Source organism: Acinetobacter sp. CY17 (assembly GCF_059515825.1).
Genome location: NZ_JCAKMX010000010.1, coordinates 43,138 through 66,528 on the forward strand (window position 1 = coordinate 43,138; position 23,391 = coordinate 66,528).

The following is a 23,391-nucleotide window of genomic DNA, read 5'->3' on the forward strand; positions in this document are numbered from 1 at the left end:
GCTTGATTATGTGGTCGATTCTTGCCTTAGGGGCAATCGAGCGCTTTATGCATCATTTGATTGATCTGGATGCGATTACGCGCATTCAGCTCAACAGCTTGCAAGGCAAAATGCTGCGTGTGGTGATTGACTCACCACAACTGTCGGTGGATGTATTTTTTGACCATGGCAAGGTACGTTTAGAACCTACTGCCACAGGTCAAAGTCAAGCACCATCAATCTTTGAACAGCGCCCTTTTGATCCAGTCAATGTACCCATAAGCGCCACTGCAACTTTGCATGTAGGCAGCGTAGTTGAACTGCTAAAACTTCTCGTGAGTGAAGATGTGGGTACAATCCCTCTGCAAGGTGATTACCGTTTATTGCAAGATGTGCAACGCATTATGCAAAGCAGTGAGCTGGATTTAGCAGCACATTTAAGCCCGTGGATAGGTGCAAATATTGCGCATGAAATTGGCAAGCTACAGCACTTACCCAAAGTCCTCAAAGATCAACTGCAAAGCCAAGCGTTTATTGCCGAAGATTATTTAAAAGAAGATTCCGGTCTATTTGCCCCACGTTGGCAAATGGATGACTTACAACAAGCGACGCGTCGCTTACAACAAAATCTTGATCGTGCTGAAGCGAAAATTTTAGCGCTGCAACAAAAAATTTCTTAACTTAGGTAATGGCATTTATGATTCCGCATGTTTCACGTTTACTCGAACTTTGGCGCATCGCCGCGCACTATAGACTCGACACGTTGTTTCCTGCCGAAGAATTACCTGCCAAAGCCCGCCCCATTTTAAATTTAATTCGCCTGCACCCTGCTGCGTGGTCAAGCAAAGAAAAAGACAATCCTTTAAAGCTTAAACAAGCTTTAGAAGATATGGGGCCTTTAGCGATTAAGTTAGGTCAACTGCTTTCTACGCGTCGTGATTTAATTCCACCTGAAGTCTTACAGCAGTTGGTGTTATTACAAGATCGGGTCAAACCTTTTGGTTCTGATGTGGCTAAAATGCGTATTCAAAACGCCTTAAAAGCCGATATTGCCACCCTGTTTGCGCGTTTTGACGAACAACCATTGGCCGCAGCTTCAATTGCGCAAGTGCATACCGCAGCGCTGCATGATGGTCGCGAAGTGGTGGTTAAAGTCACCCGTCCCGACATCAAACGTCAACTATTACAAGACTTTGAAATCCTGCAATGGTTAGGTATCACTTTAGAAAAACGCCTTGAAGCTGCGCGTGCCCTACATTTATCCGAAATCATCCAAAACTATCGTCAAACCATCTTAAATGAGTTGGATTTAACCTTAGAAGCGGACAATACCCGTCGTATGCGCCATTATTTTACAGGCTCAAGCATGATGTATGTGCCTGAAGTGTATATGGATAGCGTCGATGTGATGGTGGCTGAACGGATTACAGGTGTGCCGATTTCTGAAACTCATGTCTTTGATGAAATGGGCATGGATCGCGCCGATTTAGCCGAAAAAGGTCTGACGATTTTCTTTACCCAAGTCTTCCGTGATAACTTTTTCCATGCCGATATGCATCCGGGAAATGTGTTTGTCGAAACCATTAATCCAAGTAATCCACGTTATATCGCGCTCGACTGTGCCATTATGGGAGAACTGTCAAAAAGCGACCAGATGACGGTAGCGCGCATGTTACTTGCCGTGATGAACAGTAATTTCTTACAGCTCATTCAAATTGTGCATCAAGCGGGTTGGATTCCACCTGGGACTAATCAAGATGAATTAGCGCGTGAAATGCGCCGTACCGTGGGTCCTATGGTCTCTAAACCCATGGACCAATTAGATTTTGCTGGTATCTTGCTACAAGTAATGGATATTGCGCGTCGTTTCCATTTAGAAATTCCGCCACAATTGATGCTGCTACTTAAAACTTTGGTGCATGTCGAAGGCTTAGGCACAGATCTTTATCCGCAGCTTGATATTTGGAAATTGGCCAAACCCATCTTGACTGATTGGGTAAAAGCGCAAATGAACCCACAGAAAAACTTAAAAGAGTTGGGTGAAAGAATTCCAGATTTATTATTAGGTGCCCAAGATCTCCCAACCTTAATGATTGATAGCCTCAATGGTTTAAAGAATCAGTCTGCTTGGCAAGAAAAACAATTGCGTGAATTACAACATTTACGCTTGCAAATGGAACATCAACAAAAGCGCTCATGGTTATTTGGCAGTATCATGGCCATTTTATTGGCGATTGCTGTGATTGCTCCTTGGTACGTTTCTTGGGTACTCATTGCTGTGAGTAGCTTACTCGCGCTATGGCGAGTTGCTAAATAAAACTACATAAAGACCGTTCAAGCAACGGTCTTTTTTTGTGACCGAGTTCAATATTTTAAAAAAACTACAAAATCAGTACATAAAGACTCGTATTTCTAAAAATTCTGCCTATAATTCAAACTCAATGTAATTTTACGTATTAGTTTAATGCTACTTTGTTGCAATTAAAGCTATCAAAAAAATCATTATTTTTATCTGGGGCTGGTCTACGTATGTTTAGCAAAAATTTAAAAATCTCTCTACTTTGTGCTGCAATGGCGTCTTTAGCCGCATGTGGCGGCGGCGGTGGCAGCTCTGCTCCAACCTATACCAGCACCACAGTTAATGGTGTAGCGGTAGACTTTTACTTAAAAGATGCAACGGTTGCGTTTAGTAACCCAAACTGTGCTTCGATTAAAACCAACGCTCAAGGTCAATTTAGCTTTAAAACCACACAAGCCTGCCAAAACTCAGAAATGCTGATCACAGGCGGTACAGATACGGGGACAGGCTTACCATTTACCGGTCGCTTACAATTAAAGAGCACAGATTTCAACCAAGCTACTCAACTTGCAGTGACCCCATTAACAACCTTAGAAAAACATTTGGTTGATGCAGGTCAACAAGATCAATTGGCTAAAATTTTAGAAAACTTAGGCATTACTGATGTAGATGCTCAAAATTTAAGTCGCTTTAACCCTGTGACTGACGGTAGTGCCCAAACTGCAGCAGCAGTATTTGCTCTACAGCAATTGGTCAACAAAATTGAAGACAACTTAGAAAACTTAAGCATAAATGGCGATTCAGTATTTAATGGCAATCAAGCTGCACAAATCGCTTTCTTAGCTGTGATTGACATTGTTAAAGACAAGCCATTATTTAAAGATGGTAGCGTTAGCTTTGATGAAAATATTTTAAATACTGTTCTTGATCAAGCTTTTAGCGTTGCAGAACAACAACTACAAGCAAAAAATCCAGATGCAACCATTCCGTTAAGCTTAATCGATGGTATTGCTGCTGACGCAATGAAATTATCAACGCTCTTAGCAACCTTGATTGAACAAGCCGGTGATGCAAACCAGTTATTAGCAGAATTGAAAAAGCCAGAAAATCAGGCTGTTCTTGAAGAGACCTTAAAAGAGCCGGCACCTGAGATCATCACGCAACCGATCTATGGCAATTTTACTGTAGCTGACTACAGTGTCTTAGATCTGAAAAATTCAAGCCAAGCACAACCTATTCTGCTTGATCCTCAAGACATAGATCGCGTGCTAGAGTTTAATTTTGGTATTCAAAACACTCAAAAAGCGCTAGAAGATAAATTCCGTCTAGGCTTTAGCGTTCAAGCACAAGGTGGTGATCGTCGCGAAACCATTGACGTGATTTTAGATGAAGTCAAAGTTACTTTTGATAAGACGGGTCGTATTGCGACAGCAACGATTACAGAAGGTACTTTACTGACTGTTGATTCAAGCATGAAATTCCCTGTGCCAGGTCAAAATGGCAGCGTCTCTTATATTCAAACTGAAGCACCACGTACCTTTGTTGTGAGCAATGACCGCACCATCTCATTGAGCCAACTCCTGAAAAGCGATCCGCGCTTAGAGTCAGCTTATAATACCTATAAAGGTAATCTTGTCTCTGGCAACACAATGAATGCTAAGATTTTTGTGGAACCAAGCAGCTACAAGATTGATCCTGCTTTAGGTTTACAAGTCTCAACGATGAAGATTAAAAACTATAGCTTTTCGGCACCAAGTCTAGCGGCTTACTTTAAACTGAAATAATTTAGACCTAAGGTCAGCACATGTGCTGACCTTTTTTTACGACCCTCAAATATATGTATAACGACATGAAATTAAAATATCTGATCATTGCGCTCGCTTCAGGTCTAAGTAGCTATAGTTTGGCTGCACCCAATGATCTATTTTTACAAGCCGATGACTTTAAAGCACAAGACTCAGCACTTAAGGTCACTGTTGCAATTGATGCCGTCAACGACAGCATTGATATATTTGATATGCGTCAAAGTGAAGGTGTGCGCGGTGACCGTGGCGACTATATTGGCGGACATATTGCAGCTGAATACCAACTCAATCCCCATTGGAGTATTGAAGGCAGCTATTATTATCGTGATATCGACTTAGCACCTGATACCAATACCATCCATACCGGTTTATTGGGCGTACGTTATCAGCCTGAACTACCATTTTTAGCAAAAAATGACGCGTTGGCTTTACGTGCCAGTGTTTGGGGCAATCGTAGCGATGAACTAAGCAAATCAACCTCCACCCAAGTGAATGGGCATAGTTTTGACAAGGTCAGCGTCGATCAACCACAAGATTTACAACTGCAATTTGATGCGCTCTTCTCGCGTAAAATTGACCATATGAATCAGATCAATGCCTTTGCTAGTTTAGGTTACAGCAAAGTCGAGGTTGATCAGCTTAAATTACGTACCCGTTATCAAGGTTGTTTAGCTGATATCAGCGTAGATTCCAATAACCAATATAGCGGTCAATTGGCAGAACCCTGTAAAATTGGCGGTTCAACCGTACATCAACTTGAGATTACCGGCGATGCCCAAGACTACGGTTTAGAGGTAGATAAAGATCTCAATTACGATAGCTATTTTGCCAGCCTAGGCGGCTCATGGAATTGGCGTTATCAACAATTTGAGAGTCAAGTCGCTTACCAATATCAACGTTTATGGCGCAAAGATATTGATGATCGTGTTGCCCAGTTTGGTCACAGTGCGATTAAAGACAATCATGTGCTTGGACTAAAATTAAGTTATGATTTCACTCCAAAAATGAGCGCTTTTGTGCAAGGTGAACTGTATCAGCACAACTTTGTTGGTCATATCCCCTTTTTATATAATGGCACCACTGCCTCACGTTTAGAGCGCCGTTATGGTCTAGCGTCGCTTGGACTACGTTTACATAGTTTTTAATACATTTTGACTAAAAAGGCATTTAATTAAAAATTAAATGCCTTTTTTTATTTTATGATTCACATTAAATTTAAATTAAATACCAATTAATAAACAAATGTTTATAAAAATAAACCACTTAAAAAGACATAAGAAATATTTTTTGCTTCAAAAATCTGTTTTTAGCTTAGTGTTTTTTTTTATATTTTTTTTGTTATAACTATTAACAAAATTACTCTAAACATGGATATCAGAATGAAAAATAAAGCCTTTTATGCATCTTTTTTAAGTTTATCTATTGCAGCTATATTGGTTGGCTGCGGTGGGGGTGGGAGTAGTAGTGGTGGCAGTGTAACTGCAACACAAGGTCGTGCAGTCGATGGTCCATTAGCTGGGGCATTGGTGGTTTTTAAAAACTGTATGAATGCCACGACAAAAAACCCAGAAACCGCAGAAACTGATGAAAATGGTTTCTTTAAATTTCCGACGAACTGTAGCTCTAGTACGATTCATGTTAGTGGTGGTCTTGACCGCGCCACCAATTTACCGTTTAGCTCAACCTTAAAGGCACCACGCTCTAATGCCAATGACATCATTGTGTCGCCACTTACGACATTAATTCAAGCGCAAGTTGAGTCGGGTCAAAATGTCAATGCTGCAGCGCAGCAAATTGCGCGCGTCTTAGGTCTGCAAGGCACTAACTTGCTTTCTGCTGATCCAATGCGAAATAAAGAGCTGTATACCAAAACTGTGGTGGTACAACAGTTAATTGAACAAATTCAAAGCAGTATTGCACCGCTGACTGAGGGTATTGCACAAGAAGAGTTTACTTTAGCCGCTTTTGCTGCGCTAAGCTCAGCTTTAACTGCAGATAATCAACCTAGCAGCTTACAAGATCCTGCAATTATTCAAGCCACCATTACTCAAACCTTGAGTGCTGTGCAAGACTATTTGCCACCTGAATATCAAGACAATCTCGCTGCAGTGAGTGCCAATTTAGCTGCCTTAGCTACTCCTGCTATTTTAGAAAATGTACAAGCTGTAGAAAGCACCTTACAAAGTTTACCACTTAACACATTCAATCAAGGTGTAGCAGCGATTCAGCAAGCAACCCAAGAAGATATTCAAGCTGCTAAAGAGTCAGTCGTGACCAGTAAATTGGTTGACAATTTGGCTGAGGTTTTAGTCTTACCTGCTGAACAAACAAGCACAATATTGGCAGAAATTGCTGCAGCAGCCTTAAGTAGCAACAGTGAAAATGCCTTACTTGCACCACTTGATCAATTACTTGAACTGATTCAAGAGTCTGATCTTAATGTCAATATTGATCCCGATACGCTATTTGACGATTTGAGTAATATTGATGCGTTTTATGCTGATTATTTAAAATTGGCAAGTTTTAATATTTTAAATCAAAGCTATAACCTCAACCAATTCAATGCATCTTTGCTTAATCCAATTGGCTTATCTGAACTCAACGGGATCAGCTTAGGCTTAGAAAGCTATGGCAAATTGCGTAATCAAAGCTTGCGTGTAAGTGCTGGCTTAAAAATTAACACCCTTAGCAACAAACAAGTCACAATTGCGGTAGATCGCTTAGATTTAGGCTTTAATGCCAATGGTAGCTTGCAAAGTGCTAGTCTACCCGCTGGTACCCAACTCAATTTAGAGTCAAATTTAAGCAGTGTACGTGGCATAGAGTTGACCTTAAATACTGCCACTAACGTATTACAAAATGGTCAAGTGGCCTTAAACGGCAATGTACTGTCACAAATTTCACCGCATCTTGCAGGTTTAACTCGCTTACCGCTCAGTGGTGAAACAGTTACTTTGACCGCTGTGATTGATCATCCTGACATTCATATTGCCAATAACAACGCTGAAGAAAAAATCGTGTTAAGTCAACGTTATCAGCTGAATGAAAATAGCTACGGTTCAGGGATAACAGCTAAATTTAAAATCGCACCTTAAGCCCATCTCATATAGCAGCAGATCAACAGGCTTATGCTAAGCTTGTTGATCTTTTTATTTTGACGCATCCCCATTTTCACAATGCGCTATATTCTAAAAAAATCTGTTCCTGCTTTAAGTCTTCGTGCTGGTCATGTCGCTCAGCAACATCTTTTACAACACGGCTTACAAGCGCAAGATGTGGATATTATTCCCGGCGCCGCAGGCGGCCCAAAAGGCATTGGCATTTTTGGTTTAGACCAAGCCATTTTTGACCACTTTTTAGCCCAAGCCCCAAAACGCCGCACCTTAATTGGCTCATCCATTGGGGCATGGCGTTTTGCCAGTATCACTGCTTGGGGTGCAAGCCAAGGCTTAAGCCGCTTAGCTGATTTATACACGCATTTGTATTTTGATAAACATATGAAAATGCACGACATTGGTCAAATTTGTCAGCAGATGCTGCTGGATTTAGTCCAAGGCCGTGAACAGTACATGCTTCATCATCCCGATTACCATCTGACCATTATTTCTGCCAAAGCTCGGCATGTATTTCAAAGTGATCGTGCGCTTCCTTTACTGGCTTCAATTGTTGGAATTATTGGCACCAATGCCTTATCGCGTAAAAACAACCGTTTATTTATGCAACGCGTGATTAGTCAACCTGCGCATGGTTCACAATTTCAGGTACAAGATCAATTTACTACGCATTATCATCAACTCAATCAAGATAATATTTTAAGTTGGCTGATGGCATCGGCATCTATCCCCGGAGTGATGAATGCGGTCAAAGATATTCCAAATGCCAAAGGCAGTTATCGCGATGGCGGTTTAATTGATTATCATATTGACCTGCCTTTTAATAGCCAAGGCATTGTGCTCTATCCGCATTTTACTGATTCCATTACTCCCGGTTGGTTTGATAAAACCATCAAACGCCGTGCCAATCCAAGCAATCAAGCACGTACCTTACTGATTTCACCCTCATCTGAATATTTAAGCAGTCTGCCTTTGGGTCGTTTACCCGATCGTAAAGACTTTTCTTTAAAAGGTTTAGATCAGGCCACACGCATTAAATACTGGCAGCAAAGCGTAAGTGAAAGTCAGCGTTTGGGGGATGAATTTTTAGAATTGCTCGAAAAACAAAATTGGGGCGATGTACTACAAGATTTATAAATCCATCTGCGCTGACATCAGCATATCAACGATACCACCAAAGTGCTTGCTGTGCTTTTGGCTATAACGACATGCACTGTCGCTTAATCGGATTTTTTTGGTCCTGATCATGTCAAAATCGCCATGATTGAGCTAAGATGAGTCACGCAAAATTCTGCACTTTCCTTTTATACGCACTAGGTGAATCCAATGAACAATCTGCAATGGCTCGATGAAGTAAAATTTAACGAACAAGGTCTGGTACCTGCTATTGCACAGCATCATCAAACTGGACGCGTGTTGATGGTGGCTTGGATGAACCGTGAATCGTTGGCCTTAACTGCTGAGAAAAACCAAGCGGTGTATTTCTCCCGTTCACGCCAAAAATTATGGCATAAAGGTGAAGAATCGGGTCATTTCCAAACGGTACATGAAATCCGTTTAGACTGTGATGCAGACGTGATTGTGTTACAAATTGAACAACATGGCGGTATTGCTTGCCATACTGGTCGTGAATCATGTTTCTACCGTAAACTCACGCCAAATGGTTGGGAAATTGTTGATGCACAGCTTAAAGATCCAAGTGCGATCTATGGCGAAAAATCTACAAATCCCCATACGCTTGCCATGAATGCCTCAAAGGCTCAAGCTGAGCAAGTCGAAGTGTTATCTTACTTGGGTCAGATGATGGCTGAACGTAAAGCCGCTGATCCTGATTCATCTTATGTAGCCAAGCTGTATCACAAGGGTTTAAATAAAATCTTAGAAAAAGTCGGTGAAGAAAGCGTAGAAGCGATTATTGCCGCAAAAGATTTTAAAGCTGAAGCTTCTGACGACAACAAAAACGATTTAGTCTATGAAGTAGCTGATCTTTGGTTCCATACCATTGTCATGCTCGGTTACTTTGACCTTGATGTGCAATTGGTTCTCAATGAATTGGCACGTCGCCAAGGTCTATCAGGTTTGCTTGAAAAAGCTAACCGTCAACATTAAGTGCTGTCTGTGTCTGCATTGAATCATCAGCCCACCGCTGAACAAGCCGTTGCCGTTGAACAAGCTTGCCAAGGTCATTCTTTTAAAGTGATTGCCTATGCTGGCACAGGTAAAACCACTACTTTACAGATGATGAGTCATGCCATGCCCAAGCGGCGTGGCATGTACTTGGCTTTTAACAAAGCCATTGCTACCGAAGCCCAACAAAAATTTGGTAGCAATGTTGATTGCCGTACCTTTCACTCACTGGCTTATCGCAACGTTGGGCGTGGCATTACCGACAAACTGCGCCTGCCCCGTTTAAGTCCAAGTTTTCTAGCCAAAGAATATCAATTACAACCCATCACCTTGCGTCGCCTCATGGGTGGACGCTACGAAAAATACGTATTGATGCCCTCGCGCTTGGCCAGTTTAGTTGCAGATGCAGTGGGCTTTTTCTGTTCCACCAGTTCACAATATCCTGCACCTAGACATTTACAAGCACCCAGTTGGTTGCATCCTGACGATATCGAAAGTTTACAAAAACATTTGTATCCTGCGGTGGAACGGCGTTGGTTGGAATCGATTGATCCGAATCATCAAGCCGGTATTGGGCATGATATTTATCTCAAGCTTTGGGCTCTCTCTGAACCCAACATCCCTGCCGATTATGTTTTGTTTGACGAAGCCCAAGATGCCGACCCGTTAATGCTCGGTATTTTGCTGCGTCAGCAGAGTTCACAAGTCATCTATGTGGGGGACGCACATCAACAAATTTATGCATGGCGCGGTGCAATTAATGCTATGCAAAAACTGCCTTTACCTGAATCACGTCTCACCACCTCTTTTCGTTTTGGCCCTGAAATTGCAGCCAATGCCAATGCCCTGTTAAGTGCTTTGGGTGAAACGGTACCGTTGCTGGGTTATGATGCGCTCAACTCAGAAGTGATTCGTAAAGCGCATAGCAAACAACGTGATGCGATTTTATGCCGCACCAATGCACGTGCTATGGAACTTTTGCTTTCAGGTTTGGTGCAAGGTGACAAAGTTAGCTTACAAGCGGATCATGCCAAATTAGGTCGTTTTGTTGATGCAGCCAGTATGCTCAAACAAGGCCGCCGCCCTAACGATGTACCAGAACTGGCTTGGTTTAATTCTTGGCATGATGTACATGAATACTGCGAAACCAATGAAGGCAGTGATATTAAGCCTTTAGTGAAATTGGTGGACGATCATGGTACTGATGCCTTAAAGCGCGCTTTAGCCAAAATCACCCCCATTGGTCAGGCGGACTATATTATTTCCACGGCGCATAAAGCCAAAGGTTTAGAGTGGAATCGGGTGCATATTGAAGATGACTACCAATTTAAACTCAATCAAAACGATTATAAAATTAGTGACGAAGAGTTACGTTTACTTTACGTAGCCTGTACCCGTGCTAAAGTAAGTCTAAATATTCACCATATTTATGACTTGATGCAATTATTAAAAAAGAAGACGCCGCCATCAATGTGTAGATAGGGTAAACAACTATAAGGTGACCTATGAAGCTTTACGCATTACATCTGCATAATACTGCGCATTTTTCTAAACTCGATTTGACTATTCCTGAAGACTGCCCCGTAACCGTGATTAGCGGTGCACAAGCCAGTGGTAAAACCACACTCCTGAAAAATCTTTATCATGCACTCACTTGGTTCCAAGGCCGTTATCGCGATTTAAAGACTGCAGGTGTGGTGATGGTCGCGCAGGATATTCGCCATGAAACCCAAGCTTCAAAAATACGCATCAGTGTCAAAATTTCTCAAGCCTTATTTGAAAGTAGCCAGCAACTCAATATTACTGATCAAACCAGCCAACTTTACACATGGCAACTAAAAAAAACCCAGACGGCTAACAGCAGCATGAGCACTGTGGAAACCACGCAACTCGAAAACTTAGTCAAGCTGTATCAACGGGTGTTGAAGCATGATCCAGATTATGGTTTACCTCTAATTGCCTACTATCCAGCAGAACGCTTTATTAACGACGTTAATTTACTCAGTAAAAATAATCCTCAAGTTCTGCAGCCCATCCATGCTTATGATTTAGCCCATATTCCTTACACCACCTTTAGCCGTTTTTTTGAATGGCTACGTGAAATGCACGATGTTGAAAATGCCCATAGTGCAGCTTATGTAGAACATTTAAGCCAAATTGATCTCGACAGTTTTCAAGCGCAGTTTCATATGCAGCCGCTACGTCCGCATTTAACTGCACTCAAAAAAAGCTTAAACACTGTGTTACCTGAAGTTGAAGATTTAATTTTAGAATATCAACCCAAAATTCAACTTAAGGTCAAACTCCGCGGCCAAGTGCTACTTTATCAGCAGCTTTCGAATAGTTTAAAAGTGTGGATTGCCCTCGTAGGTGATGTGGTTCGGCGTTTATGTGTGCTAAATCCGCAGCAGCTTGAACCCTGTGTAATGGGTGATGGCATTTTAATGATTGATCAAATTGAGCAACAGCTTGATGAGCCACATAGCTTTGAGATTTTAAGCCGCCTTGAACAAGCCTTTCCAAAACTACAAATTATTGTAAGCAGCTCACAACCTGAACTGCTACAACAAAAAAATCGCTATCATTATTTACAATTTCAAGATTTAGAACTGAAACCCTTACATACTCAAGCGCAAATTTTAGATGAGCAATATAGCCAACTCTATGCCCACCTATTACAAGATGAAGAGGCGTTAGCGATTTCAGAACCCTTAAGCGATCAGCAAGCCTGTTATAACCAACTGCTTAGCCAAATCCAAAATGACTTAACACCTGAACAAAAACAACAATTACTACAAGATTTACAACAGTATGCTGTTCATGATGAACATTTAGATCAACCCAATGCCGATTTAAATTAAAAATGAGCTGAGTGAGAGACCTTCTTTAAAAGCCGCTATCTGCTCAATCATCAAGCAATATCTCAAAAAGGTAGGCGTATAATGTTTTTGTTATGTCTGCGCGAAAGTGTTTGAAGTTGTTTTGTTCATGTAATAAGATCAGATAAAATCAACACTTTTATAGTAAAATCCGATTTTACTGTAGCTTTTTTCATCAAGTTGCGCAACACAACTTGTTATATACACCTGTAAACACCTTTGGTTTTCAAGCTTGAGCCTCTTTGGATGACTCTTTGTGATCCTGTAAGCTTGAAAAAATAAGATTCACTCTTAGGTTTTTGACCTATCACGACAATGGATATCAGTGTGCTACCGATTATTATCTTATTACCGCTAGTACTAGGCACCACCCTTGTCTCGTGGCTGAAGAATTTTTCGCGCGGGGTAACGGCTTTCGCGGCAATCGGGGTCAGTTTAAGCAGTTTGATTCTTTTGCTTTTACACGCCCCCGATGTTTTTGATGGGCAGGTCATTACGCAAACTTGGACATGGTTGCCAGAATTAGGTTTAAATTTTAGCTTCCGCTTGGATGCGCTCGCCCTACTTTTTGCCCTATTAATTACCGGTATTGGTACTTTAATTTTTACTTATGCTTATTATTATTTAAGCCCTAAAAATTCCTTAAGTAAGTTGTACTTACTGCTGATGCTGTTTATGGCAGCTATGCTAGGAATTTCTCTCTCTAATAATTTAATTTTATTGCTGACCTTTTGGGAGTTGACCAGTATTTCCTCATTTTTATTGGTCGGTTATTGGAGCAATTACGACGCAGCCCAACGTGGTTCACGTATGGCCTTAACCATTACCGGTATGGGCGGTTTGGCTATGCTGGGTGGTTTTGTGTTGCTTGGACAAATCACAGGCACCTACGAAATTGATCGGATCTTAACCATGACCGATCAAATTCAAAGTCATGGCTTGTTTGTACCCACTTTATTGTTGATTTTACTGGGTGCTTTTACCAAGAGTGCACAGTTTCCTTTCCATTTTTGGTTACCCAATGCCATGGCAGCGCCAACACCAGTTTCGGCTTATCTGCACTCGGCAACCATGGTGAAAGCTGGTATTTTCTTAGTAGCGCGTTTATTACCTATTTTTGCGGGTGCCGCACTATTTCATAATATTGTGACTTTTGTGGGTCTATTTACTTTATGTATGGCAGCCTTTTTTGCCATCTTTAAAGAAGATCTCAAAGGTCTATTGGCCTATTCGACCATTAGTCATCTTGGTTTAATCATGTGTTTATTGGGGATTGGTTCACCGCTGGCTGTTGCTGCGGCGATTTTCCACATTATTAACCATGCCACCTTTAAAGCCGCCCTGTTTATGATTGCAGGGATCATCGACCATGAATCCGGTACCCGGGATTTACGTAAGTTATCTGGTCTTTGGCAGTTACTGCCTTTTACTGCCACCCTGACCATGATTACTGCAGCATCTATGGCAGGCGTACCGTTGACCAATGGCTTCTTGTCTAAAGAAATGTTCTTTACTGAGCTATTGGCCAATTTAAGTGGCCCTGTCATGATTGCCTCTGCTGTGGTCGCAACCTTAGCTGGCATTTTTGCTGTGGCATATTCAACCCGTTTGGTGCACGGCGTATTTTTTGATGGCCCACTTGGCAAAAATGTGCCCAATAAAGATGCGCATGAACCACCGTTTGGTATGCGTGCACCGGCCACTTTGTTAGCTGTACTGTGTATTTTAGTGGGTTTGTTGCCTGCACTTTTGGTTGAACCGATTGTCAACGCGACAGCACGCGCCAGTACACAAAACTTTGCCTTTGAAGGCACGCATTTGGCCATTTGGCATGGTCTTAATGCACCCTTATTGATGAGTGTAATTGCATTGATCGGTGGTTTAGTCTTCTATTTCGCGCTCGCCAAAGGTGGCCGCTTACGTGAGATTGACCTCGACCCATATTTAGGCAAGCTACAAGGTAAATTACTGTTTGAAGATGCTTTAAAACATCTATTACAGTTTGCGCGAAAACTCAAGCGCAGCACCGAAAATGGCTCCTTACAAAGCTATCTGTTTTATATTATTGTCTTTACCATTACTCTGGTTGGCATGCCACTGATCTTCCAAGGTTTAGGTACAGGTACACGCGAACTCACTCAAGCGCCAATTTTAGCTATCGTATTATGGTTGTTATTGTTCTCAGCGTGCTGGATGATGCTGTGGTTCCATCATGAGCGTATTAAAGCGGTATTAATCAGTGGTGCAATTGGCTTAGTTGTCACCATGGTTTTTGTCGGCTTATCTGCGCCAGATTTAGCTTTAACACAAATTACAGTTGATGTCGTGACCACTGTACTCCTGTTGATGAGCTTATCGTTATTGCCACAGCTAACGCCTTATGAATCTAGTCGCTCACGTCGTTGGCGTGATGCCATTATTGCCATTGGGGGTGGCTTTGCCGTCGGTTGGATTGCTTGGCTCATTATGACCCGTGATCACAATTCAATTTCATGGTTCTTTATGCAGCAATCTATTCCACTCGGTGGCGGTACGAATGTTGTGAATGTGATCTTAGTAGATTTCCGTGGTTTTGATACCTTTGGCGAGATTACTGTGCTTGGCATCGCTGCCATTGGTGCACTATGTATGATGGATGGTATGCGCGCGCATGGCACCACCATTACCCAAGGTTTGACCTATCGCTTTAATCCATCACCTTTAATGCTACGCATGACCGCTTCGTGGATTTTACCGCTGGCTTTAGTAGTAAGTGTTTACATCTTTTTGCGTGGTCATAACTTACCCGGTGGTGGTTTCATTGCTGGTTTAGTTACCTCTATGGCCTTAGTCATTCAATATATTGCCCTTGGGCAAGATCAAACTGAACAGATGTTGAAAGCTAAATCCGGTCGTCTGTATGAGATTTGGATTGGTACAGGTTTAGTCATTGCTGTTCTATCTGGCATAGGTTCATGGTTCTGGGGTCGCCCATTCCTCACCAGCGCCCACATTTATGTCTCACCACCTTTGATTGGTGAGATGCATTTAGCGTCTGCTGCCCTGTTTGATTTAGGGGTATACATCACCGTCGTTGGCGCAGGAATGCTACTGATTTCTGTACTTGGCGACTCACGTCACTCGACCATGACTGGTCCTGTACCAAAGGGGAAATAAGATGATTAGCTTAGAATTTTTATTAGCCTCTGCCATTGGTCTTTTGGTCTCAGCTGGGATTTATTTGATCCTACGCGCGCGTACCTTTCCGGTGGTGTTGGGACTTGCCATGATTGGTTACGCAGTGAATATTTTCTTATTCACAATGGGGCGTGTACAACTTAATGCACCAGCGGTATTAACTGAAACCACACAGGCCACTGATCCATTGCCACAAGCTTTGGTGCTGACTGCAATTGTAATTGGTTTTGCCACTACCGCTTTTATTGTGCAACTTGCATTACGTAGTCGTTATGAATCCGGGACAGATCACGTTGACTCAAAAGAAGATTTGCCTGCCATTGACCCACGTGAGGATGAGCCATAATGACTGATCTTCTCCAATTTTGGCAGCAACATGCACCTATTTTTAGTATCTTAATCCCTGCCTGCACTGCATTTATTTTAGTGCTGCTAGGCAACCCTGGCTCAGGCTCATTGGCCTATGATTGGCGTCAGCCATGGCGACGTGGTATCAGCTATGTATCGACGGCTTTAGGCTTAGCCACTGCCATTTGCTATTTGAGCTATGCCAGCAGCGGGCAGATCATTACTTATAATTTAAGTGAATGGGCAGCACCGTTTGGCATTATTTTGGTTTTAGATCAGCTCTCTGCTCTGATGCTAATGCTGACTTATGGCTTGGCCATGCCAATTTTATGGTATGCCAGCCGTCAATGGGATGAACGCGGTCGCTATTTCCATGCCATGTTTCATTTCTTAATTATGGGACTGTGTGGTGCATTTTTAACAGGCGATTTATTTAACCTGTTTGTGTTCTTTGAAATCCTGTTAATGGCTTCTTATGTGCTGCTTTTGCATGGTCAAGGCAAGGCACGTTTTCAGTTGGGCATTCACTACGTCACCATTAACCTCCTGGCCTCTGCCCTCTTCCTAATTGGTTTAGGTATGATTTATGGCAGTGTTGGTAGCCTAAATATGGCCGATGTGGCACGTCTGATGCCCCTGCTTGAACCCGACCAGTATAAACTGGCTGTGGCAGGTGGCTTAATGCTGTTTGTGGTATTTGGTATTAAAGCTGCCATGTTGCCTGTCGGTTTCTGGCTACCTAAAACTTATGCTGTTGCCGCAACTCCAGTCGCTGCATTTTTTACCATCATGACCAAGGTCGGGGTTTATGCGATTTTACGTGTCAATGGCACCGTGTTTGACGACAATTTCAGTCACAACATTTTAATGCCTTGGTTATTGGTGATTGGTTTAGTCACCTCACTCTATGGTGCAGTTGCCGCTTTAGGAGCTGAGCGTTTACGTCGTTTTGTTGGCTTTATGATCTTATCCTCTGTGGGGACGATCTTAGTCGCAATTGCCATGCAAAATACTCAAGCTTGGTCAGGTGCCTTATATTACATGCTGCATAGTACGTTAATTGCTGCGGCCTTATATTTATTAAGTGGCTGGATCACTTCACAACGCGGCGAGTTTAAAGATCATTTAAAAGTTGCTCCGCAAATGAAGCAGCAAAAAGCAGCATCGCTCACCTTTTTAGTCATTGCATTAATGATGGCCGGTTTACCGCCGTTTAGTGGTTTCTTAGGTAAAGTATTTATCTTGCAAGCCACAGCAGGTCATGCTTATCAAGGCTGGATTATTGGCATTATTTTACTGGTGAGTTTAATCAGTATTATTGGCTTTACCCGTGTAGGCTTTATTTTATTTTGGCGCGCTACCAAACCTGAAGATGACGTCAATACAGAAGCTTATGTGGCCTATCAAGCCCTGCCAAACAAAGCACCTCTACGTAATGATGCTGCGATTTATATTTTACTGAGTATGTTAATGGCTTATGTCATTTTTGCAGCGCCGATTCAGCGTTATATGCAAAATACTGCAGCACAAATACAAAATAATCCGCTCTATGAGCAGACGATTTTAAAACGTGATGGTGATAATCAGATCATTAGCGTACAACCTTATGACCCGAAAAATTTACCTGAAACCAAATATGGTGGTGAAAGTCTTGATCCAAATGCGCATTTAATCCCGTATGTGATCTCAGAAAACACACTAAAAGGTGAGCATATTTCTGAGTTTAAACAGCGTCAAATTGCTGCACAAGAACAGGAAATTAATGATCCACAAGGTGACAAACTACAACCTGTACAGGAGGCGCATTAATGCAATACAGCTTTCTTGAGCGCTGGTTTCCACATCCCTTTGTCTCGGTTTTAGTTGCCGCCAGTTGGATTATGCTGGCTCATAGTCTAGCGATTGGCACTTTAGTCATGGCATTCATCTTGGCGATTGTTATTCCACGCTTAATTCGACCCTTTGTAGAACGCACACCAGATATTCACTGGCTGCCGTCCATCAAACTGTTTTTAGTCGTGCTTTGGGATATTGTGATTTCTAATGTGCGTGTAGCTAAATTAGTCCTAGGACCCACCGATCAATTACAGCCAAAATGGTTTCGTGTACCGCTAGAAACCCAGCATGAACAAGTCAACACTTTACTGGCGATGATCATTACCACTACCCCAGGTACAGTCACTGCCGGTATTGACCAAGACCGTGGCGATATTTTGGTCCATGCGTTAAGCACTGATAATGTTGAAGAAGAAATTCGCACCATTAAAGCCCGCTATGAGCAGCCATTACTACAAATTTTTGATGTAAAGATAGGAGATGCGGCATGACCACAATTTTGCCTTATGCCTTAGGAATTAGTCTCTTGGCAATCACCATCTCTATGTTAATGTGCTTGTATCGTTTAGTGATTGGGCCCTCCATTGTAGATCGTCTCTTGGCGTTGGATACTTTATTTTTAAACGCGACAGGTCTAGTGGTGGTGTTAGGGATTTATTGGACCAGCACTTCATTGTTCGAAGGCGCACTTTTGGTTGCAATGCTTGGTTTTGTATCCACCGCTGCTTTGGCACGTTATTTTACCACTGGCCATGTGATCGACTAGGAGCAAAATGATGTATTTAGCTTTAGAAATTTTAGTGTCGATCTTTTTGGTGATTGGGGCATTATTTATGTTGGTCGGTGGGATTGGCATGGTACGCCTACCGGATTTATTTATGCGCTTACACGCTCCAACTAAATCCAGTACTCTAGGTTTAGGTGGCTTTTTGTTGGCAGCCATTGTATTTTCAGCTGCCCATGGACGTTTTGGTTTTGCAGAGGTATTAATTACCTTATTTGCCTTTATTACTGCCCCTGTATCAGCCAACCTCATGGCACAAGCTGCACTGCATTTACGCCTACGCTCTATGAGTGGTGATGTGCCTGAAAGCTTAGAACGACCACTGCCTTGGCAAAAGCATCGTCGCAGTTTTAAGCGCTATCAAAAGCAAGTCAAACACGATAATAGTGATATCACTTAAGCAAAATGAATAGCCAAAAAAAAGCCACCCGAAGGTGGCTTTTTTTATAGCAACTTATTCGTCGTCTTTCTTGTCATCCGCTGCAGGTAAATCCTTAACAGCTTCTGCAATAAGACCAAACATATAGTTACCATATGCATTGGTTTTGTCGTAATGGAAACGTAAACGTGGTGTGATACGTGTGTTGATACGACGACTGAGTTCATGGCGTAAGAAACCAGAAGCCTTATTTAACACTTCCAAGGTTTCTTTATTTGCCACTTCACTTTGCTCATCGCCAAGCTCACGACCCATCACAGTCACATAAACTTCCGCATAACCTAAGTCTGGGCTGACTTTCACCGCAGAGATGGTCACTAGACCACCTAAGCGCGGATCTTTCAGCTCCTGACGGATTAACTCAGACAACTCACGTTGTACTGTATCCGCCATACGCTTCAGACGTTGACTACCCGCCATTAAAGACTCCGTTTAATTAATTGCACATCGTACACTTCGATCTTATCAAGTGGTTTGATGTCTTTATAGCCTTTAACCGCAAGACCACATTCCATACCAGCACGAACTTCTTCAACCACTTCTTTATAACGACGAAGTGATTCAAGCTCGCCTTGGAATACAACCACGTCATCACGTAATACGCGAATCGGTTTATTACGATGTAATACGCCTTCAAGCACCATACAGCCGGCAGCTGCACCAAATTTACTTGAGTGGAATACTTCACGTACTTGCGCCACACCAAGAATTGTTTCACGGTGTTCTGGGGCAAGTTTACCGCTCATCGCTGCTTTCACGTCATCAATCAATTGATAGATCACTGAGTAGTAACGAATATCGATGCTATCTGCATCTGCTTTTTGACGTGCCGTAGTATCAGCACGGACGTTAAAGCCTAGAAGAACCGCTTCTGAAGATTCAGCAAGTGTTACATCAGACTCAGTGATTGCACCTACGCCTGAACCAATAATACGTACTTTCACTTCGTCAGTTGCAAGTTCAGCAAGCGCCACGTGAAGAGCTTCTAAAGTACCGCGTACGTCAGTCTTAAGAACAACATTGACGATAGGCACATCTTTCTTGCCCATAGACGCCATGATGTTTTCAAGACGCATAGCAGATTGACGCTCAAGACGTTTTTGACGTTCACGATCCATACGCGCATCGGCAACTTCGCGGGCTTTTTTCTCGTCATTGACAACAAGAACTTCGTCACCCGCCATTGGCGCTTCTGGAAGACCTAAAATCTCAACCGGGATTGAAGGACCTGCAGATTTAATACGTTGACCGTTTTCATCAGTCATGGCACGAACGCGACCGTAAGATGCACCTGCAAGAACAAGGTCACCTACTTTTAAAGTACCGTTTTGAACCAGAATAGACGTTACCGCACCACGGCCTTTGTCTACACGTGCTTCAATAACAACACCTTGTGCCGCACCCTCTTCAGATGCTTTTAATTCAAGTAATTCAGATTGAATAAGAATTAAATCAAGAAGTTCGTCGATACCTTGACCAGAATGCGCAGACACCATTGCCACTGGTACGTCACCGCCCCATTGCTCAGGCACGATTTCTTTGGTCGTTAATTCGTTCAATACGCGATCTGGATCAGCAGATTCTTTATCCATCTTGTTGATTGCAACAATGATTGGCGTACCCGCAGCACGTGCATGGTCAATTGCTTCTGCAGTTTGTGGCATTACACCATCATCTGCTGCAACAACAAGCACCACGATATCAGTCGCTTTCGCACCACGTGAACGCATCGCAGTAAACGCCGCGTGTCCTGGTGTATCTAAGAAAGTGATAATACCTTTCTCAGTTTTAACGTGGTAAGCACCAATATGCTGTGTAATACCGCCTGCTTCACCCGCTGCAACTTTGGCACGGCGGATACGGTCAAGAAGCGAAGTTTTACCATGGTCAACGTGACCCATGATGGTAACCACTGGCGCACGAGTAGATTGCGCACCACGCGCTTCTTCAGCCGCTTCAAGAAGGTTGTCTTCTGCTTGCGTATCAGACACAAGAACTGGGTTATGACCCATTTCTTCTACAATTAATGCTGCAATTTCTTGATCAATCGCTTGGTTTTGTGTAACCAATTCACCCATTTTCATGAGCGATTTAATCACTTCACGCACCTTAATTGCCATTTTGGCAGCAAGGTCAGCAACGACAATCGTTTCACCAATTTCTACATCATAAACTTGCTTTTTAACTGGTTTTTCAAAGCCATGTTTGTTTGATTGGCTTGTTTTTAAACCGCGTTTATGCGAGTTATCACGGAAAGATTGCTCTTCACCACGACGACCACCCTTTTTCGGTGAACGTGCAGCTGGCGTATTGGTACCACGCTTGATTTCGCGGTCTTCTTTGTTAAATGAATCTTCATATGCTTGACCCACAAGGCCCGCAGCAAGTGGAGAATCATCTACAACACGAATCGTTGGCGCGTTGTCTTCAGCTGAATACTTAGACGCCATTTGACGCATTTGCTCAAGCGTACGTTGCTGCGCTTCTTCCGCTGCACGACGACGTGCTGCTTCTTCAGTCGCTTTTAACTGTGCTGCTTGTGCTTCACGCGCACGTTTTTGCTCAGGGGTTTCCACAGGCTTAATCTGTGATTTTACCACTGGCTTGTTGGTTGACTTGCGTTTTACCACAACAGCCGCTTTAGACACTTCTTGCTTTTCGCTGCTTTGTTTTGCAGCGGCACGCATTGCTTCTAAAGCTTGGCTTGCTTTGTTTGCGCCAGACACGGGTTGGTTTTGTTCAGCTTGAGCTTTCGCCGCTTTATCAGCTTCAGCTTTTGCCAATGCTTCAGCTTTGATCTGTTCTGGATCAGGCTTAACAAAGGTATGTTTTTTGCGAACTTCTACGTTAATAGTTTTCGCCTTACCTGAGGTACTTGCTACCTTAGCGGTGCTGGTTGTTTTACGTTTCAACGTGATTTGTCCTGCTTGACCCACGTCTTGACCATGAATCTTCTTCAAATGGTTCACGAGGGTATCTTGTTGTTCTGTGGAAATAATATCTTCAGGCTTACGTTGCGGTAAACCTGCATCACGAACTTGCTCTAAAAGTGTTTCAACCGAGCGATCAACGCTCAATGCCAAATCTTTAATCGACTTGTCCGCCATATTACCTCCTAGTTAAACCATGATTCGCGCGCTTTCATAATGAGTTGACCCGCTTTCTCAGCACCTAAACCTTCGATATCTGCGATATCATCAGTAGCTTGGTCTGCCAAATCATCGACAGTGACCACGCCACGAGCAGCAAGCGCGTAGGCAATCTCTTGTGTCATTCCTTCCATTGCTAGAAGTTCAGCACTTGGATCCTGGATATTTTCCTGTTGTTTCAGTGCGTCTGCTAAAGCTACTTCTTTAGCACGGCCTTGTAACATCTCAACTGTTGCAGCATCTAATTCGATTTCATCGAATGTTTCCGCTGGAACATATGCAATTTCTTCTAACGAAGTGAAGCCCATTTCCACTAAAGCCATTGCTAGGTCTTCAGCAATATCAAGACGCGACACAAACATGTCTAGATATTGTTGTGCTTCATTTTGTTGACGTGCTTGGTACTCTGATTCAAGCATCATATCGAGTTTAAAGCCAGTTAATTCTGACGCTAAACGTACGTTCTGACCTTGTGAACCAATGGCACGAGCAAGCTGATCGCTGGTTGCAAAGATGATATCTGCAGTTTTTGCATCTTCATCAATCACAATACTTGATACATCAGCAGGTTCTAAAGCACTTGCGATGTATTGCGCTGGATCATCTGACCATACCACAACGTCGATACGTTCACCATTAAGTTCTTGTTGGACTGCTTGGATACGTGTACCACGCATACCAATACAAGCACCTACAGGATCAATACGGTGATCGTTGGTTTTTACAGCGATTTTAGCACGAACGCCAGGTTGACGTGCAGCTGCTTTAATTTCGATGATTTCTTCAGAAATTTCTGGAATTTCTTTTTTCATCAACGCAATCAGCATGTCAGGTTTAGCACGTGAAAGTTGTAACTGTGCGCCACGACCTTCGCGGTTTACGTTAAATAAAATCGCATTAACACGTTGTTTAGGACGCAAAATTTCTTTTGCAATCATTTCTTCACGTGCAAGATACGCTTCAGCATTTTCACCTAAGTCAATGATAAAGCCATCTTTGGTTTGCTTTTTCACTTCACCGTAAATCAGCTCACCGACTTTCGATTCATAAGCATCTGCGATTAACGCGCGTTCTGCTTCACGAATCTTTTGTACGATGACTTGTTTTGCGATTTGCGCAGCAATACGACCGAAATCGATTGATTCAACTTCAAGTTCACGAATGTCGCCAATTGACCATTTTGCAGGATCAACATCAGAGATCGCATCTTGGCATGCTGGCATTTCATGATCTTCATCAGCCACCACTTCCCATTGACGGAAAGTACGGTAATCACCTGTTTTACGATCGATTTCTACACGTAACTGTGCTTCTTCCGAGTGTGTGCCTTCGTAAAATTTCTTTTTCGTCGCAGCAACTAACGCTTGCTCAAGCGCTTCGAAAATTGCTTCACGAGGTACACCTTTTTCGTTACTAACCGTTTCTACTACGGTAAGAATTTCACGTGCCATAAGTC

The 23,391-nt window shown here is 42.7% G+C and carries 18 protein-coding genes; 15 read left to right on the plus strand and 3 right to left on the minus strand.

The window, feature by feature from the left end; all coding sequences use genetic code 11:
• Positions 1 to 8 precede the first annotated feature (8 nt).
• From AC5YCI_RS08815 to AC5YCI_RS08885, 15 genes are all read left to right on the plus strand, one after another.
• Positions 9 to 659 (plus strand): ubiquinone biosynthesis accessory factor UbiJ, encoded by a 651-nt coding sequence (locus AC5YCI_RS08815; RefSeq protein WP_496129411.1) that lies wholly within the window; start codon positions 9 to 11, stop codon positions 657 to 659.
• Positions 660 to 676: 17 nt separating this feature from the next.
• Entirely contained in the window at positions 677 to 2,296 is a 1,620-nt protein-coding gene (locus AC5YCI_RS08820; protein WP_496175439.1) for an ABC1 kinase family protein, read from the plus strand.
• A gap of 254 nt (positions 2,297 to 2,550) precedes the next feature.
• The gene (locus AC5YCI_RS08825) at positions 2,551 to 4,062 is read left to right on the plus strand and encodes a hypothetical protein (protein ID WP_496129410.1); all 1,512 of its coding nucleotides are present in this window, start codon (positions 2,551 to 2,553) and stop codon (positions 4,060 to 4,062) included.
• Positions 4,063 to 4,127: 65 nt separating this feature from the next.
• Positions 4,128 to 5,228: a hypothetical protein gene (locus AC5YCI_RS08830; RefSeq protein WP_496129409.1), complete on the plus strand. Its 1,101-nt coding sequence runs from the start codon at positions 4,128 to 4,130 to the stop codon at positions 5,226 to 5,228.
• A gap of 234 nt (positions 5,229 to 5,462) precedes the next feature.
• Entirely contained in the window at positions 5,463 to 7,178 is a 1,716-nt protein-coding gene (locus AC5YCI_RS08835; protein ID WP_496175440.1) for a hypothetical protein, read from the plus strand.
• An 81-nt stretch (positions 7,179 to 7,259) separates the two neighbouring features.
• A complete protein-coding gene (locus AC5YCI_RS08840) occupies positions 7,260 to 8,333 on the plus strand; it encodes a patatin-like phospholipase domain-containing protein (RefSeq protein WP_496175441.1) in 1,074 nt (357 codons plus the stop codon).
• 189 nt (positions 8,334 to 8,522) lie between these two features.
• A complete protein-coding gene (gene hisIE / locus AC5YCI_RS08845; protein ID WP_496129406.1) occupies positions 8,523 to 9,305 on the plus strand; it encodes a bifunctional phosphoribosyl-AMP cyclohydrolase/phosphoribosyl-ATP diphosphatase HisIE in 783 nt (260 codons plus the stop codon).
• 9 nt (positions 9,306 to 9,314) lie between these two features.
• Entirely contained in the window at positions 9,315 to 10,805 is a 1,491-nt protein-coding gene (locus tag AC5YCI_RS08850) for a UvrD-helicase domain-containing protein (protein ID WP_496129405.1), read from the plus strand.
• Between the two features lie 23 nt (positions 10,806 to 10,828).
• A complete protein-coding gene (locus AC5YCI_RS08855) occupies positions 10,829 to 12,184 on the plus strand; it encodes an AAA family ATPase (RefSeq protein ID WP_496129404.1) in 1,356 nt (451 codons plus the stop codon).
• 333 nt (positions 12,185 to 12,517) lie between these two features.
• Positions 12,518 to 15,358 carry a monovalent cation/H+ antiporter subunit A gene (locus tag AC5YCI_RS08860; RefSeq protein ID WP_496129403.1) on the plus strand — a complete coding sequence of 947 codons (2,841 nt, stop codon included), beginning with the start codon at positions 12,518 to 12,520 and terminating at the stop codon, positions 15,356 to 15,358.
• A 1-nt stretch (position 15,359) separates the two neighbouring features.
• Complete coding sequence (locus AC5YCI_RS08865) at positions 15,360 to 15,725, plus strand: Na+/H+ antiporter subunit C (RefSeq protein ID WP_496129402.1); 366 nt, start codon at positions 15,360 to 15,362, stop codon at positions 15,723 to 15,725.
• Positions 15,725 to 17,536, plus strand: coding sequence for a monovalent cation/H+ antiporter subunit D (locus tag AC5YCI_RS08870; RefSeq protein WP_496129401.1), 1,812 nt, complete (start codon positions 15,725 to 15,727; stop codon positions 17,534 to 17,536). Before AC5YCI_RS08865 ends, AC5YCI_RS08870 begins: the two co-directional genes overlap by 1 nt.
• Positions 17,536 to 18,054 carry a Na+/H+ antiporter subunit E gene (locus AC5YCI_RS08875; protein ID WP_496129400.1) on the plus strand — a complete coding sequence of 173 codons (519 nt, stop codon included), beginning with the start codon at positions 17,536 to 17,538 and terminating at the stop codon, positions 18,052 to 18,054. Before AC5YCI_RS08870 ends, AC5YCI_RS08875 begins: the two co-directional genes overlap by 1 nt.
• Entirely contained in the window at positions 18,051 to 18,329 is a 279-nt protein-coding gene (locus tag AC5YCI_RS08880) for a monovalent cation/H+ antiporter subunit F (protein WP_122898902.1), read from the plus strand. The genes AC5YCI_RS08875 and AC5YCI_RS08880 overlap by 4 nt, the downstream gene beginning before the upstream one ends.
• Positions 18,330 to 18,339: 10 nt before the next feature.
• Positions 18,340 to 18,747 (plus strand): Na+/H+ antiporter subunit G, encoded by a 408-nt coding sequence (locus AC5YCI_RS08885; RefSeq protein WP_496129399.1) that lies wholly within the window; start codon positions 18,340 to 18,342, stop codon positions 18,745 to 18,747.
• A 54-nt stretch (positions 18,748 to 18,801) separates the two neighbouring features.
• Here the strand turns inward: AC5YCI_RS08885 and AC5YCI_RS08890 are convergent, their stop codons facing one another.
• Genes AC5YCI_RS08890 through nusA form a run of 3 tightly spaced genes read right to left on the minus strand, consistent with a single transcriptional unit; the run spans position 18,802 to position 23,386 of the window.
• Positions 18,802 to 19,206 (minus strand): ribosome-binding factor A, encoded by a 405-nt coding sequence (locus tag AC5YCI_RS08890; RefSeq protein ID WP_496129398.1) that lies wholly within the window; start codon positions 19,204 to 19,206, stop codon positions 18,802 to 18,804.
• Positions 19,206 to 21,893 carry a translation initiation factor IF-2 gene (infB, locus tag AC5YCI_RS08895; protein WP_496129397.1) on the minus strand — a complete coding sequence of 896 codons (2,688 nt, stop codon included), beginning with the start codon at positions 21,891 to 21,893 and terminating at the stop codon, positions 19,206 to 19,208. The genes AC5YCI_RS08890 and infB overlap by 1 nt, the downstream gene beginning before the upstream one ends.
• Before the next feature lie 8 nt (positions 21,894 to 21,901).
• A complete protein-coding gene (nusA, locus tag AC5YCI_RS08900) occupies positions 21,902 to 23,386 on the minus strand; it encodes a transcription termination factor NusA (protein ID WP_496129396.1) in 1,485 nt (494 codons plus the stop codon).
• Between the last annotated feature and the right edge of the window lie 5 nt (positions 23,387 to 23,391).

Bases quoted from the DNA above. Each gene is read 5' to 3' on its own strand.
- nusA (WP_496129396.1), bottom strand. From the start codon at position 23,386: ATGGCACGTGAAATTCTTACCGTAGTAGAAACGGTTAGTAACGAAAAA.
- AC5YCI_RS08860 (WP_496129403.1), top strand. From the start codon at position 12,518: ATGGATATCAGTGTGCTACCGATTATTATCTTATTACCGCTAGTACTA.
- AC5YCI_RS08830 (WP_496129409.1), top strand. From the start codon at position 4,128: ATGAAATTAAAATATCTGATCATTGCGCTCGCTTCAGGTCTAAGTAGC.
- AC5YCI_RS08865 (WP_496129402.1), top strand. From the start codon at position 15,360: ATGATTAGCTTAGAATTTTTATTAGCCTCTGCCATTGGTCTTTTGGTC.
- AC5YCI_RS08815 (WP_496129411.1), top strand. From the start codon at position 9: ATGTGGTCGATTCTTGCCTTAGGGGCAATCGAGCGCTTTATGCATCAT.
- hisIE (WP_496129406.1), top strand. From the start codon at position 8,523: ATGAACAATCTGCAATGGCTCGATGAAGTAAAATTTAACGAACAAGGT.
- AC5YCI_RS08840 (WP_496175441.1), top strand. From the start codon at position 7,260: ATGCGCTATATTCTAAAAAAATCTGTTCCTGCTTTAAGTCTTCGTGCT.
- AC5YCI_RS08820 (WP_496175439.1), top strand. From the start codon at position 677: ATGATTCCGCATGTTTCACGTTTACTCGAACTTTGGCGCATCGCCGCG.
- AC5YCI_RS08870 (WP_496129401.1), top strand. From the start codon at position 15,725: ATGACTGATCTTCTCCAATTTTGGCAGCAACATGCACCTATTTTTAGT.
- AC5YCI_RS08875 (WP_496129400.1), top strand. From the start codon at position 17,536: ATGCAATACAGCTTTCTTGAGCGCTGGTTTCCACATCCCTTTGTCTCG.
- AC5YCI_RS08885 (WP_496129399.1), top strand. From the start codon at position 18,340: ATGTATTTAGCTTTAGAAATTTTAGTGTCGATCTTTTTGGTGATTGGG.
- AC5YCI_RS08855 (WP_496129404.1), top strand. From the start codon at position 10,829: ATGAAGCTTTACGCATTACATCTGCATAATACTGCGCATTTTTCTAAA.
- AC5YCI_RS08890 (WP_496129398.1), bottom strand. From the start codon at position 19,206: ATGGCGGGTAGTCAACGTCTGAAGCGTATGGCGGATACAGTACAACGT.
- AC5YCI_RS08880 (WP_122898902.1), top strand. From the start codon at position 18,051: ATGACCACAATTTTGCCTTATGCCTTAGGAATTAGTCTCTTGGCAATC.
- AC5YCI_RS08825 (WP_496129410.1), top strand. From the start codon at position 2,551: ATGGCGTCTTTAGCCGCATGTGGCGGCGGCGGTGGCAGCTCTGCTCCA.
- AC5YCI_RS08835 (WP_496175440.1), top strand. From the start codon at position 5,463: ATGAAAAATAAAGCCTTTTATGCATCTTTTTTAAGTTTATCTATTGCA.
- infB (WP_496129397.1), bottom strand. From the start codon at position 21,893: ATGGCGGACAAGTCGATTAAAGATTTGGCATTGAGCGTTGATCGCTCG.